The 18,293-nt window shown below is 61.4% G+C and carries 19 protein-coding genes; all 19 read right to left on the minus strand.

Going from position 1 to position 18,293, the window contains the following annotated elements:
• Positions 1-4: 4 nt before the first annotated feature.
• A complete protein-coding gene (locus KFB96_RS06920) occupies positions 5-748 on the minus strand; it encodes a hypothetical protein (RefSeq protein WP_213462808.1) in 744 nt (247 codons plus the stop codon).
• Positions 748-1,803, minus strand: a complete 1,056-nt coding sequence (locus KFB96_RS06925) for an AAA family ATPase (RefSeq protein WP_213462806.1) — start codon at positions 1,801-1,803, stop codon at positions 748-750. Before KFB96_RS06925 ends, KFB96_RS06920 begins: the two co-directional genes overlap by 1 nt.
• Positions 1,797-3,068 (minus strand): DUF262 domain-containing protein, encoded by a 1,272-nt coding sequence (locus KFB96_RS06930; protein ID WP_213462804.1) that lies wholly within the window; start codon positions 3,066-3,068, stop codon positions 1,797-1,799. Before KFB96_RS06930 ends, KFB96_RS06925 begins: the two co-directional genes overlap by 7 nt.
• Entirely contained in the window at positions 3,065-3,547 is a 483-nt protein-coding gene (locus KFB96_RS06935; RefSeq protein WP_213462802.1) for a hypothetical protein, read from the minus strand. Before KFB96_RS06935 ends, KFB96_RS06930 begins: the two co-directional genes overlap by 4 nt.
• A gap of 111 nt (positions 3,548-3,658) precedes the next feature.
• Positions 3,659-3,841, minus strand: a complete 183-nt coding sequence (locus tag KFB96_RS06940; RefSeq protein WP_213462800.1) for a hypothetical protein — start codon at positions 3,839-3,841, stop codon at positions 3,659-3,661.
• 216 nt (positions 3,842-4,057) lie between these two features.
• Positions 4,058-4,297: a hypothetical protein gene (locus KFB96_RS06945; protein ID WP_213462798.1), complete on the minus strand. Its 240-nt coding sequence runs from the start codon at positions 4,295-4,297 to the stop codon at positions 4,058-4,060.
• Between the two features lie 73 nt (positions 4,298-4,370).
• Positions 4,371-4,841, minus strand: coding sequence for a DUF29 domain-containing protein (locus tag KFB96_RS06950; protein ID WP_213462796.1), 471 nt, complete (start codon positions 4,839-4,841; stop codon positions 4,371-4,373).
• Positions 4,842-4,953: 112 nt separating this feature from the next.
• The gene (locus KFB96_RS26490) at positions 4,954-5,397 is read right to left on the minus strand and encodes a DegT/DnrJ/EryC1/StrS family aminotransferase (protein WP_300971358.1); all 444 of its coding nucleotides are present in this window, start codon (positions 5,395-5,397) and stop codon (positions 4,954-4,956) included.
• Complete coding sequence (locus tag KFB96_RS26495) at positions 5,394-6,128, minus strand: aminotransferase class I/II-fold pyridoxal phosphate-dependent enzyme (RefSeq protein WP_300971359.1); 735 nt, start codon at positions 6,126-6,128, stop codon at positions 5,394-5,396. The genes KFB96_RS26490 and KFB96_RS26495 overlap by 4 nt, the downstream gene beginning before the upstream one ends.
• 575 nt (positions 6,129-6,703) lie before the next feature.
• A complete protein-coding gene (locus tag KFB96_RS06960) occupies positions 6,704-6,901 on the minus strand; it encodes a hypothetical protein (protein ID WP_213462794.1) in 198 nt (65 codons plus the stop codon).
• A 125-nt stretch (positions 6,902-7,026) separates the two neighbouring features.
• Positions 7,027-7,671 (minus strand): polysaccharide biosynthesis protein, encoded by a 645-nt coding sequence (locus tag KFB96_RS27455; protein WP_366931598.1) that lies wholly within the window; start codon positions 7,669-7,671, stop codon positions 7,027-7,029.
• Positions 7,668-8,030, minus strand: coding sequence for a polysaccharide biosynthesis protein (locus KFB96_RS27460; RefSeq protein ID WP_366931597.1), 363 nt, complete (start codon positions 8,028-8,030; stop codon positions 7,668-7,670). Before KFB96_RS27460 ends, KFB96_RS27455 begins: the two co-directional genes overlap by 4 nt.
• A 651-nt stretch (positions 8,031-8,681) precedes the next feature.
• Entirely contained in the window at positions 8,682-8,780 is a 99-nt protein-coding gene (locus KFB96_RS06975) for a hypothetical protein (RefSeq protein WP_213462928.1), read from the minus strand.
• A 1,120-nt stretch (positions 8,781-9,900) separates the two neighbouring features.
• Entirely contained in the window at positions 9,901-10,146 is a 246-nt protein-coding gene (locus KFB96_RS06980) for a hypothetical protein (RefSeq protein ID WP_213462792.1), read from the minus strand.
• Between the two features lie 581 nt (positions 10,147-10,727).
• Positions 10,728-12,191: a Fic family protein gene (locus tag KFB96_RS06985; protein ID WP_213462790.1), complete on the minus strand. Its 1,464-nt coding sequence runs from the start codon at positions 12,189-12,191 to the stop codon at positions 10,728-10,730.
• Between the two features lie 891 nt (positions 12,192-13,082).
• The gene (locus tag KFB96_RS06990) at positions 13,083-13,970 is read right to left on the minus strand and encodes an ABC transporter permease (protein WP_300971360.1); all 888 of its coding nucleotides are present in this window, start codon (positions 13,968-13,970) and stop codon (positions 13,083-13,085) included.
• 197 nt (positions 13,971-14,167) lie between these two features.
• Positions 14,168-14,518, minus strand: a complete 351-nt coding sequence (locus KFB96_RS06995; protein ID WP_213462788.1) for a MarR family EPS-associated transcriptional regulator — start codon at positions 14,516-14,518, stop codon at positions 14,168-14,170.
• A gap of 587 nt (positions 14,519-15,105) precedes the next feature.
• Entirely contained in the window at positions 15,106-16,503 is a 1,398-nt protein-coding gene (locus tag KFB96_RS07000) for a nucleotide sugar dehydrogenase (RefSeq protein ID WP_213462786.1), read from the minus strand.
• 937 nt (positions 16,504-17,440) lie between these two features.
• The gene (locus KFB96_RS07005; protein WP_213462784.1) at positions 17,441-18,157 is read right to left on the minus strand and encodes a hypothetical protein; all 717 of its coding nucleotides are present in this window, start codon (positions 18,155-18,157) and stop codon (positions 17,441-17,443) included.
• Positions 18,158-18,293 lie beyond the last annotated feature (136 nt).

The raw sequence follows: 18,293 nt of genomic DNA on the forward strand, positions 1-18,293 counted from the left end.
CTTTTCACAGTGTTCCCTGCTTTTGCGTTTGCACCGAAGCGCTGGCAATAAAGCTTGCCTGTTCACGTACGATCAGGGTGCACTCTTTTGATTGATCGAACAGGTAGTCGAGGCCGCTTGTCACTACGACCTCCATGGCTTGATCGATGAGCAAGTAACGATCATGGTGCTGGCGATAATGGCCTCGACGATCGTCCTTGACCAGCCAGTCGGTGCAGTGCCGTTTCAGCTCGGTGACCTTCCGCTGCGGCAGCGGATAACCAAAAAGCAGGGTCAGCCGCCGCTTTGGCAGAAGATCGAAAAACTGTTTCGCTCCAGTCCACTGCTGTTCTAGAAAACGATCGTGGATCAGGATGGTCTTTGCCTTGCTCATCAAGGCACGAAGCAACGCATGGGCTTTATCCCGACCCGTGTTTGGCTGGCAGGTCAAGGTATAGCTGCTCCCGATGCTGTCACCGTGAATGCAGACATACGGGTAGGTGGTCGTCTGCTCTGATAAGACCAGCTTGAAATCGGTCAGGCTGGCTAGTTCCTCGAGTGTTTGATTGACTAATTGACTGGCGGCCAAGCTGGCCATCAGCACTTCGTCTTGGATCTGAAGGCGTTTCAGCTGCGCTACGCAAGTGATGTGAGGCGGCTTGTAAAACTGAAGGAGGCGCTCGATCAGCTGAGTATCGTGCGTCTGAGTATGCTTGAATGCGTGCCACTGCCGAAGCAGCTCGTCTTCCAGGACAACTCTCCCCCGCATTATCCCATCTCCAGCAGTTCACTGAGCGTCGAGTCAAAGAAGCCCGACGGGAAAGGCCTCTCGTTGCCCTGCTCATCGCAGAAGTGACCGCGCGGGTTGAGATGCAAGCGCTCGAACGGCTGATCGAAGGCTTGCTTGTAATAGATCATCAGGTCTTGGGCCGGCAGCGTACGACGGTAGACCTCATAACGGACGCGATTGATCAGATGCTCGCAATGCGTCTCGACAAGGAGCTGCACGCCCTTTGCACTGAGATGGACGAGGAGTTTTGCCAATCGGGATTGAGCCGCCGGGTGAAGATGAATCTCGGGGTTCTCGATGATCAACAAGTCACCCGGTTTCGATGCCAAGCACAGGATACAGACCTTGAGGAGAAACCCATTGCCAGCGCCTGTGTTGTTAGGCGACACCTCACCGATCTCGTCCATGACAAAACTGGTCTTGACGATGGTACTGGTGACCTTTTGGGTGCGGGCCTCGGCCGAGATGCCAGTGATGAAGCTGAGCCACCAGGCAAGCTGCGCCTTGAGCGTGCGTGCCGGCGCTTCCTTTACCACAAGCTCTGAATGAATCGGCTTGTCTTTGTGCTGCTCCAAATAGCTGAGGGCGTATTGACCGGTGTCGCCTATGCGCAACTCGGGATTCAGCTCTGTGAGCTCTTGCAGACCGATACGATTAGCCGCTAGATAGTAGAGACTTTCCTCATACTTGCGCGGTTCCTGCTGGACTGCGGCCTGGTGCGTCTCGTCGCGTAGTTGGAGGCCATCGCGTTTAAGCACGGTGGTTCTCTCGTTTCCATCCTGCTCGATGGAGATGATGACCTCAGAGGGATTGCTGATGCGACTCGCGACATCCTCAAACAGACTGTAGGGCTTGACCACCTCTTTCAGATAGACGCCGTTCCTTTGTTGGAACACGGAATGATTCAAGAGAATGGCCTGAAAGACTGTCGATTTACCGGATGAATTGGAACCCACAAGCAGGGTGAGCGGGGCGAGCTGCAGGCTGACATCGTCCAGGCATTTGAAGCCCTGTATCCGTATGTTGGTCAGCATGAAAACTCGGTGGCAAGCTCTTCGATGGCGCCAAAGCGATAGTCTACACGGGTGCTGCTATCGACGTTACTCTTGAAGTAGCCGTCTCGATCGAATGTTTGTTTGAGCTCAGTCACACCTTTCTTTAGCTGTTTATGGTCGCAGCGAGAAGGATCCAAGATCACGAAGAGGTAGGTCAAGGTTTCGAATAATGCCATGTTGATTGGGCGCTTGTTGACATTGGTCATATCGAACCGAAAGGCGTCTTTGCCCAAGACGGCATGACAACGCTCCATAGCCAAGATGAAGGTCTTCTTGATCGCGTTCAGCACCTCGGGTGGTTGCGCATTGAGGTCGCGCATGAAATGAGCGAGAAGCTCGTCGAGATTGCTTTTGTAGTCGAATGCGATGCGCTTTTCACGTAGCGCATGGAAAGCCAGAAAGCGCAATATGATGTATTGATCACGCATCCTTGCACGGTCGATGCCACCACCCGTCGCTTGCTGAAAGGCTTGGCTCTCACTCAACGACTGCAACAACTCTGTGGCTGGTCCGGAATAAAGTGCATTGCGCATCTCTTGGTTGTTGAGCTGCGTGCCGCCGCGGTTAACACGGTCGAAGATATCATACTTGACCCGCTCCGGAGTCGGCGGCTCGATCACATAGACCAAGACCTGATAGCGTTCGAGCTTGCTCCGGTAGATGGGCGGAAGCTGACTGAACTTCTTGCCATCGAAATCAGGCAACATCTTCAGTTTGTTCAGCGTAAAGCGGTCATTCATGTAGTCGATAAGGGTGGTCACCCGCTGTCGTCCATCGACCATCTGCTTGAGCCCGTTCTCGTTCTCGAAGACGTAGACGACAGGAATGGGGATTCCCATGAGCACGCTTTCGATCAGCTCGCGCTGCTGCGCGATCTTCCACACCCTGTGGCGTTGAAATGCGGGCGCTAGTTGCAACTCTTTGGTCTCCTCGACCATGCGCTTGAGCTCGAAGGCGCTGTACTGGTCGCGGCTGACCTTGACGACCGCATCCGGATAGACACCCTCGGAGGCAAGGGTGAAGCCCTCTTCGCCTTCGAGTGCCGCGTCGGAGTCTTGAGCTCCGTTCTGCTGGGCCGCTTGTTCTGCTTGCTCTGGCGTCATGCTGTGCATTGTGCAGGAAGGCACGCCTGCTGTGCCAGAGTCCGGCGAATCGCGCCGCGCAGCGTCAAGAGCCGGTGGTCGCGTCGGTTGGCCGAAACCGATCGCCGCGGCGCCGCGGTCGATATAGGCGGTCTCGATCACTCTGGACCTTCCCTCTTCCAGAGCACTCGCGCTTGTACTTGCGGTTCTCTGGCCGCGCGCTTGGCGGCCAGCTCCTGATTGATGATGCTGTGCTGCACCCGTTGGTTAAGCGCGGCCGCTTCCGGGTTTGCCTCCAACCATCGCACCGCCTGCTCGATGGCGATGGGCTGGCCTTGCCAGAGGGCTTGGTAAAGGCTGGCCATGAGCTGGTAGTCAGCCGCTTCGTCGACGGTGACGCGCCAGCGTCGCTCTTGCAGGTGCGCTGGCAGGCCGAAGCCGATGATGCGGTAGTCTTCCGGGTGCTCGGAGAAGTAGCGGGCGCCGACGTGCTCACGGTTGTCAGGGTCATTGGAGGCCGCGGCAACCCGGCGTAGGGAGCGGCTGGAGTGAACGCCTTGTCCCTCGAGCAAACCAGTAGGCGAGGCGGTAAGCGCTGGCCCGCACGGTTGGCCGGACGGTTTGCGCGAGGCGATCTTCAAGCTCGGTGAGACACAGGTCGCCCACGAAGATGCTCAGATCCGCGCCGGCAGCCCGCTCGATTGGATCCTGCGCCGCATTCTCACGCGGAGCGAAGCGGATCTCGAATGCGCTCATCTGGCGTTCCATCGTCCCGGGACCTCGGCCCGGAACGGATCGTCCTGCGGCATCGGATAGCCGTGATAGACGCCTTGGCCGGCATTTTCGAGCATCGCCTCCAACGGATCGCCATTGTCGGTGACCGCCCAAGTGTTCTGCGGCCAAACATAAGACCCCTGATCAGTCTCTTTCGTCATTTCGCCCATTGGGGCACGTGGCGCAGAGCGCCACGGGGCATGCGTGACACCGCAGAGCGGATGTCACGAGCACCAGAAGGTGAGGTTGCCGACCTAACGAGCGAGACCGATAACCGATAACCGATAACCGATAACCGATAACCGATAACCAATAACCAATAACCAATAACCAATAACCGATAACCGATAACCAACCCACCATCCCCAACACTCAACTCAGACTCCCTCCGCCTGCATCGCACGGAACATCCACTCCGCCCGCCGCCAGTCCTCCTCGGTATCGATATCCTGCACGCGGTCATGCGGCAGGACGATGGGCAGCGCAGCGGCGGAGAAGGTCTGGAGATCCTCCAGAAAGGCGTCGGTCCTGCCCCAGTAGAACTGCCCCGCGTCATGGTAGGCGGGCTCCAGATCCTGCGAGCGGGTCAGCCGGTGCTCGGGTTGAAACATGGCCACGCGACCCTCCGCGGTCACCTTGAGTGCCCGCTGAATCGGGTTTGGTTATTGGTTATTGGTTATTGGTTATTGGTTATTGGTTATCGGGATAGTAGTCTTCGTCTAGGAGAAGATCAGAGACGTAGGGACATTGTTCCGGAAACACGTTGGGTTTTAATCCGGTTTCTCTGACTGCAAGGCGGCGGGCATCGGAATAGACCTCAGCGATCGCGTCTTGAATCATGGATCGGAGGCTTGGAACCTTTTTCAGCAGGAAAAGGAGCTGCACCCGTTGTTCAATGATGGTGTTGCGCCAACCCTTACCCTCGAACTCTTTCCACTGATCCGATAGCGCATCTCTTTGGTATTGCCATTTCAAGAGGTGGGCGATCAGGATGATCAATCGGCTTTCCAACTCCCTGCGATTGCTCTTGCCCATATCTTGAAGCTCTTCGATCAGATGCTCCACATCGATCTCACGCAACCTGCCTTCTTTGAGGAGTCGGACCTGTTGGTCGATCCAGGCATCGATATCTTGCTCGTAGATCTGAGTGTGTTGATTCATGGCGAACCCAGGAGAATCATGTATGGCGACAATTCTGATTGGGGCATCGGTTGTGCGTCATGCAGACACCCAACAGGTGGTTGATCGTTTCCCGAAAACAAGCCCGTATCCCTTAGGACGCAACGCCACCGGCATCGTCAAGGGACTGCCACAGCGCCTCGACGACCTGATCCTGTTGGGTTTCTGTCATCGTCGGGTACAAGGGCAGGCTGATAGCCCGGCTATAGTAAGCCTCGGCGTCGGGGAAGTCGCCCTGTCGGAAGCCGAGGCGTCGGTAGTCGGGCTGGGTGTGCACGGGGATGTAGTGCACATTGACGCCGATGCCGGCTTCGCGCAGGGCGTGGAAGACGGCGAGGCGGTCCGGGCCGGCGGCGTCGTCGACCTGGATCGGATACAGGTGGAGCGCGGACCGATGGCGTGGGTCGCGGTATGGGGTCACGACCGGCAGATCGGCCAAGAGCTGGTCGTAGCGTGCGGCCAACGCCTCGCGGCGAGCGACATAGTCCTCGAGCCGCTGCAATTGGCTCGCGCCGAGGGCGGCCTGGATGTCGGTCATGCGGTAATTGAAGCCGAGCTCGATCTGTTGGTAGTCCCAGGGCCGGCGGGCTCGCCCTGCATGTGGGCCGGATCGCGGGTGATGCCATGGGTGCGTAGGCGGGCCATGCGCTCGGCCAGTACCGGGTCGTTTGTGGCGGCAAGACCGCCCTCCCCCGTGGTGATGATCTTGACCGGGTGAAAGCTGAAGACGGTGATGTCGCTGTGGCGGCAGTTGCCGACGGGCTCGCCGTCGCAGCGCGCGCCGATGGCGTGTGAGGCGTCTTCGATGGTCCGAAAGCCATAGCGCTCGGCCAGCGCGGCGATGGCCGGCATGTCGCAGGGCTGACCGGCGAAGTGCACGGGGATCAGGATCTTCGGTAGCTTGCCCGCGTGCTCGGCCTGCTCCAGCTTGGCGGCGAGGGCCGCGACGCTGAGATTGTAGGTGCGCGGGTCGATGTCGACGAAATCCACTTCGGCTCCGCAGTAGCGTGCGCAGTTGGCCGACGCGACGAAGGTGTTGGGACTGGTCCAGAGCCGGTCGCCGGGTCCGAGATCGAGTGCCAGGCAGGCGATGTGCAGGGCGCTGGTGGCGCTGTTGACGGCGATGCCGTAGGCCGCGCCGCAGTCGTCCGCTACGGCTTGTTCGAAGCGTGGGATCGCTGGGCCTTGGGTCAGGTAGTCGGAGCGTAGGACGGACTCGACCGCGGCGATGTCGGATTCGGTGATGTCTTGGCGGCCGTAGGGGATCATGGTTATTGGGTTTGCTCAACGATAACGAACGCTGCTAAACCGCGCCCGGTGCGGTATGCGTCATTTGTTGGAGTGGATCGGCCGCGCCAGCTCCGACGACTGTCGGAGCTGGCGCGGTTTAGGAGTCTAAGGCGATTTCCGGGAATGATCATCCCGGCCGTGCGTGTTGCCAATGCTTACCGGGCGACTAAAGTCGCCCCTACATGTTGGTCGATGCTTTCCCGGAAATCACCTAACTAGAACTCACTTAGGGCAGGATGGGACGAAAATAGCCCTTGATGCAGCCGGTATCTCTTACAACCAGCTGCACATGATTTTTTTCACGAAAGCCAGCATCTGGATACAACTCGTCACCTTCCCAGAATGCACCGCGCACCGTCTGGTAGGGCTGCAATGACTGGCCTTGTTCTGTCGCGGCATCTTCGCGTATTGCGTGAAGCAGCTCGACGACGGCGCAATCCAGATGGCGCTGGAGTTTGTCGATACCACCGACGTTTTGGGGGAGATCGGGAAGCTTCGAAGCCTTCAGGGCCCTGTAGGATTCGCTGAGTTGATCTAACGCGGAGTCGCCGCCATCAGCCGCCGAATTCTTTCGTTAGCTTGCCCTTTTTCGTGACAATGCCGGCGCGCTGCATGACGCGCTGAAGCGCTTTGGGATCAGCCTCGAGTTGATCGACCGTGCGCGCAATGGCATGAATCTCAGCACCAGCCGATTGCGGGCGGAACGGCCGGATGGTTTTGGCCGGACGATTAGTCACTTTGTGTTTTTTCATGGTCCCCAGCTCCAGATCGTGCCTAGTGATCACTCAGGTCCGCGGATTGCCGTCAGAAGTATCACGCGACTCGGACCCACGGCAAGCCAGGCATACAGGGTTGCTACCTGGTACAGACATCAGACCTAGAATGATGGTTCGACGTGCTGGCGGATCAGCGCGCGCAGTTCCTCGACGCCGAGAAAGTCCGGATTGGTACCGCTGTTGTAGGCGTAGCCTTCCGGGACGGGCTGGCAATTGTTGAGGGTGCAGTATTGCTCGCGGCTGTATTTGGCGGACTGCGGCAAGATGGCGAAGTAGCGGCCGAGGTCGACGGTGTTGAAGCTGTCGCTGGCGGTGATCATCTCTTCGTGGATCTTCTCGCCGGGGCGGATACCCACGATCGGGCGCTCGCACTCCGGACCGATGGCTTCGGCAACGTCCATGATGCGATAGCTGGGGATCTTGGGGACGAAGATCTCGCCGCCGTGGGCGTTTTCCAGTGCCCAGAGGACCATATCGACACCGTCCTGCAGGCTGATGTTGAAACGGGTCATCTCCGGGTCGGTGATGGGCAAGACGCCGGTGCTGCGGCGCTCGAGGAAGAAGGGGATGACCGAGCCGCGGCTGCCCATGACGTTGCCGTAGCGCACGACGGCAAAGCGGATGTCGCGTTTGCCGCGGACGTTGTTGGCGGCGGTGAAGAGCTTGTCCGAGCAGAGCTTGGTGGCGCCGTAGAGGTTGATCGGGGCGGCGGCCTTGTCGGTGGAGAGTGCGATGACCCTCTTCACGTCGCTGTCCAGACAGGCGTCGACCGGTTCTGGGCGCCGAGGACGTTGGTTTTGATGAACTCGAAGGGGTTGTATTCGGCGGCCGGGACTTGTTTAAGCGCGGCGGCGTGGATGACGGTGTCGATGCCTTCGAGGGCGCGTTTGAGGCGGCTGTAGTCACGGACGTCGCCGATGAAATACCGGATGCCTGGATAGCGCGACGGGCTGAACACCTGTTCCATCTCGAACTGCTTGAGCTCGTCGCGGCTGAATATGACAAGGCGCTTGAGGTTCGGACACTGATCGAGGACTGTCTTGACGAACGCTTTACCGAAAGAGCCGGTGCCGCCGGTGATGAGGATGGATTTTTCGCAGAGCATAAGTGACTTACCGATTTAGGAAGCATTTTGAGCATCATAGAGTTCCACTCTAACCTGTCCTCGCTCCCACGCTCCGCGTGGGAGTGTCGTCGGGACGCTCCGCGTCCCTGCCGCCGGGCCGATGCGCTGTGCCGGGGATGTGTCGGTGGTCCGAGCCGGCATGGCCGCCTGGGCTTGGGTCGCGACGCGGAGCGTCGGGGCTACACTCCCACGCGGAGCGCAGGAGCGAGTACCCGTCGGGATGTCGGGCTGAAGCCCGACAACGGGGGCTACGGCTCGGATTGGGATCTGCCCTCGGCGTCGAGCTGGACGATCTTGGCCTTGACGGCTTCGTAGTCGATGCGTTTGCACTGCAGGAACCGCGCGGTCATGCGGGCCTTGGCGTCGATACCCTGAGGGACCCCGCTCGATGCTCCGAGGCGGGCTTGCGACGGCGGTTCGGGAATGCTACCGCCCTACCCTGTCGTTCTCGGGATATTGGCGAGGGGGTGTATTGTTCAGGCGTTGTACAGCGGTGCTAGGGTAGCCGGTTGAGGGCGGAGGGGCAAGGGTGCAGCTTGCGGTATTGTTGAAGTGAAGATCGGCTAGGTGCATGTTGACGCTCTGATCTTGGCGAGACCGCTTCGGATCACGCCAGCGGGGCTTTCGACTTCAAACAACTCCTGCGCGGAGAAGGTCGTGAATGTGCAGGATTCCGAGCGGTTGCCGGCCTTCCACGACGAACAAGGCGGTAATGGCACGCCGATTCATGGTCTCGAGGGCGACCGCGGCAAGCGTTTCGGGCGTGGCCCCTCTCCCCAACCCCTCTCCCGCGAGGGGAGAGGGGCTAGGATGGATCAGTGGTTATTGAACGGTGACTCAGACATCGATGGCGATTTCCGGGAATGATCATCCCGGCCGTGCGTGTTGCCGATGCTTACCGGGCGACTAAAGTCGCCCCTACATGTTGGTCGATGCTTTCCCGGAAATCACCGATGGTCAATCCGTCCTGCTGAATCTGTTCGCTGTCGTCGAGTGTCACGATGCTGCCTCGGCTTAAGCGATTTCCGCAAACTTCCATACCCGTAGGTTGTGCTGACGATAGGAAGCACAACTTGCGCCGACGGTTGGTTGTGCCTCGCACGGCTCGGCACAACCTACGCCCTGTCGTCGAGTGTCACGATGCTGCCTCGGCTTAAGCCGCAACGTTCCAGGTGATTGTGAGGCCGTCGGTCCGCACAGCGGACCCTGCAGTCGATACGCCGTGCGGCCTCGCTCGTAAGACCGGCCACCCAAAACATCAGTCGCTCGTGACATCCGCTCCGCGGTGTCACGCATGCCCCGTGGCGCTCTGCGCCACGTGCCACGATGGTCGTAGTTACGAGCAAGGCCCGCCGTGCGGACCTTGGGCGGTCGCCACCCAAGGCGGCCGGATTCGGGAGCAAGGCATGGATGACGTCCAACCGATCGGGCACACCGCCGGTGTTGAAGGCGGTCGCCGGGATGGCGCCCGCGGGGCACACTCAGGAATCGCATGCCGCACCAAATCGCCCAAGGTCTTCACTTCGAGTACCTGGTTCGTGAGCTTCCAATCCCTGCTGGTTAGCCCGGGCCGCAAGTCGCGGTGAAAGATTTTCGTCGATCAGCAGCTTCAAGGCTGGGGCGCGTTGCGTATGATCTTAAGCGATTTCCGGGAATGAGCATCCCGGCCGTGCGTGTTGCCGATGCTTATCGGGCGACTAAAGTTGCCCCTACATGTTGGTCGATGCTTTCCCGGAAATCACCTTAGGTCCGTGCAGCGGACCCGAAAGGAACGGTGGAATCCGCTGTACGGGCCGTCGGTCTGTGCCGTGCCGATGTGTTCGGAAAACGCCGGGCTGCCTCCCAGTGCTCAGCCGTCCTGCAATTGCAAACGACGCTCGATGCCTTCGATTCGGGCGACGAGTTGGTCCGTGTGCGCGTGCTGCTCGACGATTTCGCCATACATGTGCGCCAGATCACGCCGCATACCCGCAACCGTCAGTTCCAAGTTGCTCATGCGCGATTCGATTCCGGCAAAGCGCTCGGTATGTTTGTCCTGTGTTGCACGAATCGCGCGGAGGTTCTCAAGTACGAGACTTTCGATGTTGTCGGTCATGGCCCACTCCCGGTCGTGCTCATCGTCTTCATCATCGGTGATGGCAATCTGCCCTGTGGCCAAGGGTACCGGTGGGATGCTAGAACGATTGCGCAGTTTGCGCCGGCCCCTGTCAGATCGTAGGGTCGGCCTTGCTCGTCACTTCGACCATCGTGGCACGTGGCGCAGAGCGCCGGGGGCATGCGTGACACCGCAGAGCGGATGTCACGAGCGAAGAGCGGGTGGCACGAGCGAATTTTAAACCGCGGCCCCCGCTAAGGGCCGTGGATTCACCAAACGTCGAACTCACTCGAAAGTAGCATCTCGCTTTGGACGCGGATCCGCGATGATGTCTTCCACCGGCATCCTCATGTCGTTCATCGTGTCTTTCCAGGCAAGACAAATGAACGCTGATTTGTCTTTCCGAGGGAGAAACTATCCAGAGTATCCGGCTTTGTCCGCGCAACGCATCGGCATCGCCCACGCTCGACCCATCCGACCGGGGGATGGCGTTGCCTACGGAATATCCGATCGGAGCGCGGCGAGGCCGCCGCTCAGCAAGCCATCGATGGAGATGTCTTCCTCCAAGGTGTCCCATCGGATCACTCGGAAAAAGCCTGCCTGACAATCGCCTCGGCAGTCTCGATAACATCATCCGGCAAGCTCGGAAAGCTCGCGCGTTTATTCCGCGAAAGTGTGCCGCCATTCCCCTGAATCATCCGCACCAAGCGGCCGATGTCCTTTTGCGGAAGATCGAATTGAGCATCGATGCGCCGCACCGCCTGATCATAGCCGCTCAGATAGGCAAGCTCGCGAGGTATTTCCTCTTCGATGGCGACTTGGATCATCTTCGTCAAAAAGCGGACTTCCCGATCGGCACAGAAATACCGATAGGGCGTCGGCCCGGGATCGTTGAGAATCTCCGGACCATCGTCATGGCGGCGGTAATCCCATAGCCGTGTCACCGGCTCGGAGAATCCCGTCAGCACGGCATGATACGCGGGGATGTTGTTCATGATCACCGCCGAAACCGGGACGATCAAATCCGCCGGGACCAGGCCGGAATGCGCCAACACATGATGAATCAAAAAGCGGTGGAGGCGTCCATTGCCATCCATGAACGGATGCAGATAAACGAAGCCGAACGCCGCACAGGCGGCCTTGACCAGCGGATCGATACCCCGCTGGCGATCGTTGACGAAGGCTTCCCAACCCGCCAGGGTTTCGCGCAAACGTTCGGGCGGATGCGGAAAGAAGCTGATGCGTCCCGTACGGCTTTCCAACCAGTTTTGCTCGTTGCGGTAGCTCGACTCCTGACTGAAGACATCACGCACGGCAACGTTCTGGATCGCGACCAACCGGGCCTCGTCGATATCGGCCTGTTCCCCAACCCGGTGCAGCATCTGCACGAAGCGCGCCTCCTTGCTGGCGCTGGGCGTCTCGCGCTCGATCGCAAAGCTGCCGCGCGTCTCGGATAAATAGAGGTACTGCAAGGCGCGGTCATAGGTACCGTCGCTGCGCGCGCTGGCGGACAAGGCGTCAAGCCTGGCCAGCAAGGATGGCAGGACATCCGCATCCGGCGCCGCCGCTTTCGACACCATCGGGCAAAAACGGCGGTCACCCAGGGTGTTGTCGATCACCCGGTAACCAGCATGGCGCCGCGGGCGCGCAGCGGTGACATAGCGATCCGATGGCAAGAGTTCGATATAGCGCGCGGACACCTGAATACCGGCATCCAGCGGGCAATCGTGGACCCATTCCCAGAGAAACCCGATGCGCCGGATGGACTCACCGTTGGGTATTTCCCGCAGCCGCAGCACGAGGGCTTCGCGGTCGATATGGCGAAGGGCGGCGGCGATCACTGCCAGGTCGATGCCCTCGTTGCGCAGCGCGAACTCAAGGTGCCCGAGCGGACTGTCCTCGAGCGCGACGTTGACCGGGAACCGGATCTCTGTCCCGGTAGCGACCCGCCGGTTGACAGCGGTGGACCGATAGGCAGGCGGACCGCTCTGCAGGGCAGGCAGCCGGTAGTGCTCGATCAGGTGCGCGTAACCAAGGCTCTGCATCGGGATCTTGGGCGGGTGTGGCTCGAAAATGTCTCAGCGGAATCGAAATTGGTTCAGTTTCTACCAGAGAAAGTTTCGACCATCGAGAATCATCGCGCCACCCTTGCCAATACACCAAGGCGACCCGACAACGGTCGGGATTGAACACCCCGGCATCGCTCTCATCAGGACGACGGACCTCCCACCACTCAACCAGTCAATCCCCCTGCCCGCCCTGATCCTTTAACCTTTGATCTTTAACCTGGCATCACCCGCCGTAATCCCGACGAAGGAATCTCCTCCGGCACCTGGAAGCTGCAACTCCAAGTCCGACCCGAAAACGCTCGGCGCGCCCCTGGACGACGTCAGGAACAACTGAGCGCTCCCGGGTTCCTGGACGACCCGTGCGTACATGCCCTGCTCTTAGACCCCGGCGGAGTCTCGACATCAGGCCGTTACGATGCCGAAACTGTTGCCTTCCGGTGTTCCGAATACGTCGGCTCCGCTGGATTCAGTGACGGGGCTCCATCACACGGCATGCACGCCCCCTGTGTACGCTTTGCAGGCGGGATCGCTCCCGCACCACGCAACACTCGGTTCCGGTGGATGGCCACTCCTTACCGGCTCGGGACTTGCACCCGGTGGGTCGCAAAAAGGAGTTTCCGATTTGCTTATCCGTTCGCTATCTTCCTCTCCTTCCGGGCTTTGCCTGGCGCAACGGTCTTACGAGCGAGGCCGTCTGACTTCAGGGGGGCGTCGGGCTGAAGCCCGACCCACAACGGGGCTGAAGCCCGAGCCGGGGTGGGTCGGACTTGCGTCCGACGGGGGCCTGCGAATCGACACGTTCAGCATCGCCCAAGTCTCCTTCGCGGTCAGTTCGCGAAATCGCTCGAAAAACCAAAACTCCAGGTGTCAGGCACTCATGCGCTCGATGAGGATCGGCATCGCGAGGCGGTAGATGACCCAGACGACGAGCAGCAGCGCGAAGGCGAGGACATTCACGACGACGAACGCGACAAGGTGCTCGGGCGATACGCCGGTCAACCAGTCGCGCGCGGTCAGGATGATCGGCGAGAGCGGATTGAGGCTGAAGAGGGTCGCGGCAATGCCCTCTTTCGGCATGGGAAAGACGACCGGTGTCAGGTACATGACGAACTGCATCAGCAAGGGCAGGGCCCGGCCGATGTCGGTGTAGAGCATGCCGACCGGCGTGATGAGCAGACCGATGGCGGTGCCGATCAGGATCAAGGAGAACAGGGCGATCGGGAACAGCAGCAGGTTCCAGCCGAGCTCGACACCGAAGAACGGCAGGACGGCGAGCAAGAGAGCAATCTTGATGCCGGCGTTGAACAGGGTCTTATAAATGCCGGAGAGGATCAGGGCTTCGCGGGGGAAGTTGAGCTTCGCGAGCATGCCGCGGGCGGCATTGGTCTGCCCCAGCGGGGCGTTCATGGCCTCCATGAAGATGGCCCACAACATGGTGCCGGTGAAGACGTAGACCGGATAAGGCAAGGCGGTCTCGCCGACCTTGACGATGCCGGTGCCGCTGAGAAAGACCCAGGTCAAGGTGTTGGCCAGCGGCATGATGAAGGCCCAGAGGATGCCGAGAAAGGCTTGGCGGTACTGGGCGCTGATGTCGCGCACGGACAGCCGCCAGGCGAGCTCGCGGCTGGCGAGGAGGTCGCGGAGCATGTCCCTGATCATCTTCGCCGGGCTGGCGAGGGAGGATTCCGGGGTGTAGACGGTGACGGGCAAGGCGTGCGCGTCGCTGTGATCGGGGTGCGGCATCTTGGTGTTCAAGGGCGAGAGGATCCTACTGGGTTGTTCGGGGCTTGGTCACGGGCCTCGGGGCCTCGGGTGACCGGCGCCTTGGCGGTTTGACGGCGGCGGCGATGTCCGCGGCAGGGCGTCGCGCGGATGCCGTCGAGGTCGGCATGGCCGGGCCGTCGGCCGAGCCCGCGGCGGGGCCGAGGGGACCGGGCGGGTTGCGTCGTGGATCAGGTCTTGGGGGTGGCATCGGTGGTTTGTCCGTGCGACGCCGCTTCCGCGGTCAGTTGCTCGATCTCGACCTCGAGGGCTTCGTATTCGGCGCGTTTGCGCTGCAGGAAGCGCGCGGTGATGCGGGCCTTGGCCTCGATACCCTGCGGGGTGAGCAGATAGGCGTAGGCGCGCTTGTTGTCGCTTCTGCGGAAGTTCTGCACCTTCACCCAGCCTTGGTCGATGAGGGCGCGCATGCAGAAGTTGGTGCTGCCCAGGCTGATGCCGAGCGCCTTCGCCAGATCGCGCTGGGTGCCGTCGGGGTGCGCCTCGAGCTGCTTGAGGACGCGGTAGTGGAGGTCGTCGGTCATGGCGGTGTGCGTCGATGGTGCCGGGTTCGACCGTGGGCGTCGGGTTCGGGACGCGGAGCGTCGGGGCGACACTCCCACGCGGAGCGTGGGAGCGAGTGCCGGGGTTCGCAGCGTGGGAGCGAGAGCGCCACCCGCGGGGGCCTCGTTCGACGGTCAGGGAAGGGCCTAGGGCGGCGCTTCGGGAACGCTACCGCCCTACCCTGTCGTTTTCGGGGTATGGGCGGAGGGGTAAATTGTTCAGGCGTTGTACGGCGGCGGTAGGTTAGCCGGTTGGGGGCGATGGGGCAAGGGCGAACCGGTGTGCAGACGCCGATGCTGTTTTGGAGCATGAGTTTGACCAGGGTGTTGCCGCTTCGCGGCTTGCGTCCCGGTCCTTCAGTGACGATTCCGAAACAAGGCGAACGCCTTGATGAACACGTAGGATGGGTAGAGCGTCGGCGAAACCCATCCTCCAAACCGCCGCGTTGCCGGGTTTCTGTCCGATGCGCTTGGCGCGGGCTGGATGGGTTTCGCTTCGCTCTACCCATCCTACGTGTTTCGCTTCGCTCTACCCATCCTTCGGGTTTCGGTTGTTTCTGAATCGTTCCTCAGAGGCGCCCATCGACCGTGTCGACCGGCAGAACCGATTTGACGTCGTAGAGGATCGACTTGGGCTTGGCCCAGCGGCGGATCCCGGTCGCGCCGGTCGCGATGAAGTCGCGGTGGGCGACGGCGAGGATGACGGCGTCGTAGGTGCCGTCGGCCGGGGGCTCGGCGTGGCAGTCGAGGCCGTAGTCGTGCTTGGCCTCGGCGGGGTCGATCCAGGGGTCGTAGCAGTCCACGGCGATGTTGTATTCGCGCAGGGCCAGGATGATGTCGATCACGCGGGTGTTGCGCAGGTCGGGGCAGTTTTCCTTGAAGGCGAGGCCGAGGACGAGGATGCGGCTGTTGCACACACCGATGCCGTTTTGGAGCATGAGCTTGACGACGGTCTCGGCCACATGGGGGCCCATGCGGTCGTTGATGCGTCGCCCGGCGAGGATGACCTCGGGGTGGTAGCCGATGGCGACGGCCTTGTGGGTGAGGTAATAGGGGTCGACACCGATGCAGTGTCCGCCGACCAGGCCGGGGCGGAAGGGGAGGAAGTTCCATTTGCTCCCGGCGGCTTCGAGCACCTCGAGGGTGTCGATGCCGAGCTTGTCGAAGATCAGGGCGAGCTCGTTCATGAGGGCGATGTTGAGATCGCGCTGGGTGTTCTCGATGACCTTGGCGGCCTCGGCGACGCGGATGCTGCTGGCCGGGTGGGTGCCGGCGACGATGATCTGGTTGTAGAGGGCATCGACAATGGCGGCGATCTCGGGGGTGGAGCCGCTGGTGACCTTTTTGATGGTGGTCAGGCGGTGCTCGCGGTCGCCGGGGTTGATGCGCTCGGGGGAGTAGCCGAGGTGGAAGGTGTTAGGTTGCAGCCCCCTCTCCCCCGGCTCCTCTCCCGCGTGGGGAGAGGGGAGATGGGCTCCCTCCCCCCTCGCGGGGGAGGGCTGGGGAGAGGGGGAAGCAAGGTAACGAAGCCCGGAATGCTGCTCCAGGACGGGCGCGCAGTCTTCCTCGGTGCAGCCGGGGTAGACGGTGGATTCGTAGATGACCAGGTCGCCGGGCTTGAGGACCTTGCCGACGGTCTCGGACGCCTTGATGAGGGGCGTGAGGTCGGGGCGCTTGTACTCGTCGACCGGGGTGGGCACGGTGACGATGAAGATGCGACAGGGGCGCAGGGCATCGAGGTCGTCGGTGTAGGTGAGCTGGCGGGCGGCGGCGAGGTCCTCGGGGCTGGTCTCGCGGGTGCTGTCGCGACCGGCCGTGAGCTCGGCGATGCGGGCTTGGTTGATGTCGAAGCCGATCACCGGGCGGTGTTTGGCGAACTCCACGGCGAGCGGCAGACCGACGTAGCCCAGGCCGATGATGGCGATGGGGGTGTCGGGGTTTGTGAGATGGGCGAGGTGTTGGGCCATGTGGGTTCGGGGTTCGGGGTTCGGGGTTCGGGGTTCGGGGTTCGGGGTTCGGGGTTCGGGGTTCGGGGTTCGGGGTTCGGGGTTCGGCGGTGGGCAAGTGTAGGGGCGACTTCAGTCGCCCATAAATTTCGGTACGGACGTCTCGGGGCGACTGAAGTCGCCCCTACCCCTCTTCGACCTCGGCGCGGACGTCTCGGGAGCGTGTAGGGGCGACTTCAGTCGCCCATAAATTTCGGTACGGACGTCTCGGGGCGACTGAAGTCGCCCCTACCCCGCTTCGACCTCGGTGCGGGTGTCTCGTGAGTGTGGGGCGACTTCAGTCGCCCATAAATCTCGGCGCGGGCGTCTCGGGGCGACTGAAGTCGCCCCTACCCCTCTTCGACCTCGGCGCGGACGTCTCGGGAGCGTGTAGGGGCGACTTCAGTCGCCCATAAATTTCGGTACGGACGTCTCGGGGCGACTGAAGTCGCCCCTACCCCTCTTCGACCTCGGCGCGGACGTCTCGGGAGCGTGTAGGGGCGACTTCAGTCGCCCGTAAATCTCGGCGCGGACGTCTCGGGGCGACTGAAGTCGCCCCTACCCTCTTCGACCTCGGCGCGGACGTCTCGGGAGCGTGTAGGGGCGACTTCAGTCGCCCGTAAATCTCGGTACGGACGTCTCGGGGCGACTGAAGTCGCCCCTACCCCTCTTCGACCTCGGCGCGGGTGTCTCGTGAGTGTGGGGCGACTTCAGTCGCCCGTAAATCTCGGCGCGGACGTCTCGGGGCGACTGAAGTCGCCCCTACCCCGCTTCGACCTCGGTGCGGGTGTCTCGTGAGTGTGGGGCGACTTCAGTCGCTCATAAATCTCGGCGCGGGCGTCTCGGGGCGACTGAAGTCGCCCCTACGTCGCCCCTACGTCGCCTCTATGTGTTGTTTGATGCTTCTTCGGGAATCACCTTAGTCCCGGTAGCCGGAATGGGTGTCTTCGGGATCGTCGAGCAGGCTCCTCGGGTCGTGATCGCACAGTTTGATCGACAATCGGGTGATGCTGAACGGGTCCACGGGATCGCTGTGGATGAAGAAGCGGGCGACCAGGCTCACATGCCGGGGCGCTTTGCACCGGCCGGCGGTCAAGCCCATCTCGTTGCGACGTGTCCGTTGGGTGAGGTGTTGGAGCCACTTCAGCACGGACCAAGTCCGGGCGAAGTGGCTCCAGGGTCGCACGAACCGCCCGGTCGCGACGTAGAAGAGCACTTGGTCGAGGATCGGATCGACGTGCCGGCGCGGCTGGAATCCATGCGCGTCCATCGCCTCCGCGACGGTACGTCGAAGCGGCTCCTCCGGGGCCGGGGCACGAAACCGTTCCCCTTCCGGGTCGTCGTCGACGACCGGGGCGTCTTCATGGGCACGCAGAATGAGAAACAGAAAGGCCGCAACCGAGAACCCGCGCGGGAGCAAGCCGTAGAGCGTCCCGAGCTGCTCGCGCAGCAGGTCGTCGAGCCATTCGACGGGCAAACGCCCGTGATTGCGTGCGATCCGATCTCGGAGCAGTGCGCACTCCTGGACGGCATGCTCGGGAAAGGCATCGCACGGCTTGTAAACGGCGAGCGCCAAGGAGCGCGCCCGTGTGTTCGGGTCGACGACGTAGTATTCGTACCAGCCGCTGGTGAGCATGTTCTGGTCGGATTGGTCTCGGGCGGCGCATCCGGTCCGGTTGAGGGGGTCCGCGTTTCACGGTTGACTGCGCTCGAGCGGCTCGAAACGTCGGACAGGGTTCCGGTTTTCATGCGTCGTCGGCCAGATCTTCCGG

Source organism: Thiocapsa sp. (assembly GCF_018399035.1).
Taxonomy (GTDB): domain Bacteria; phylum Pseudomonadota; class Gammaproteobacteria; order Chromatiales; family Chromatiaceae; genus Thiocapsa.

Bases quoted from the DNA above. Each gene is read 5' to 3' on its own strand.
- KFB96_RS06920 (WP_213462808.1), bottom strand. From the start codon at position 748: ATGCGGGGGAGAGTTGTCCTGGAAGACGAGCTGCTTCGGCAGTGGCAC.
- KFB96_RS06950 (WP_213462796.1), bottom strand. From the start codon at position 4,841: ATGAATCAACACACTCAGATCTACGAGCAAGATATCGATGCCTGGATC.
- KFB96_RS06925 (WP_213462806.1), bottom strand. From the start codon at position 1,803: ATGCTGACCAACATACGGATACAGGGCTTCAAATGCCTGGACGATGTC.
- KFB96_RS06995 (WP_213462788.1), bottom strand. From the start codon at position 14,518: ATGACCGACGACCTCCACTACCGCGTCCTCAAGCAGCTCGAGGCGCAC.
- KFB96_RS26490 (WP_300971358.1), bottom strand. From the start codon at position 5,397: ATGACCGACATCCAGGCCGCCCTCGGCGCGAGCCAATTGCAGCGGCTC.
- KFB96_RS06960 (WP_213462794.1), bottom strand. From the start codon at position 6,901: ATGAAAAAACACAAAGTGACTAATCGTCCGGCCAAAACCATCCGGCCG.
- KFB96_RS06985 (WP_213462790.1), bottom strand. From the start codon at position 12,191: ATGCAGAGCCTTGGTTACGCGCACCTGATCGAGCACTACCGGCTGCCT.
- KFB96_RS27460 (WP_366931597.1), bottom strand. From the start codon at position 8,030: ATGCTCTGCGAAAAATCCATCCTCATCACCGGCGGCACCGGCTCTTTC.
- KFB96_RS06975 (WP_213462928.1), bottom strand. From the start codon at position 8,780: ATGAATCGGCGTGCCATTACCGCCTTGTTCGTCGTGGAAGGCCGGCAA.
- KFB96_RS07000 (WP_213462786.1), bottom strand. From the start codon at position 16,503: ATGGCCCAACACCTCGCCCATCTCACAAACCCCGACACCCCCATCGCC.
- KFB96_RS07005 (WP_213462784.1), bottom strand. From the start codon at position 18,157: ATGCTCACCAGCGGCTGGTACGAATACTACGTCGTCGACCCGAACACA.
- KFB96_RS26495 (WP_300971359.1), bottom strand. From the start codon at position 6,128: ATGATCCCCTACGGCCGCCAAGACATCACCGAATCCGACATCGCCGCG.
- KFB96_RS06940 (WP_213462800.1), bottom strand. From the start codon at position 3,841: ATGACGAAAGAGACTGATCAGGGGTCTTATGTTTGGCCGCAGAACACT.
- KFB96_RS06980 (WP_213462792.1), bottom strand. From the start codon at position 10,146: ATGACCGACAACATCGAAAGTCTCGTACTTGAGAACCTCCGCGCGATT.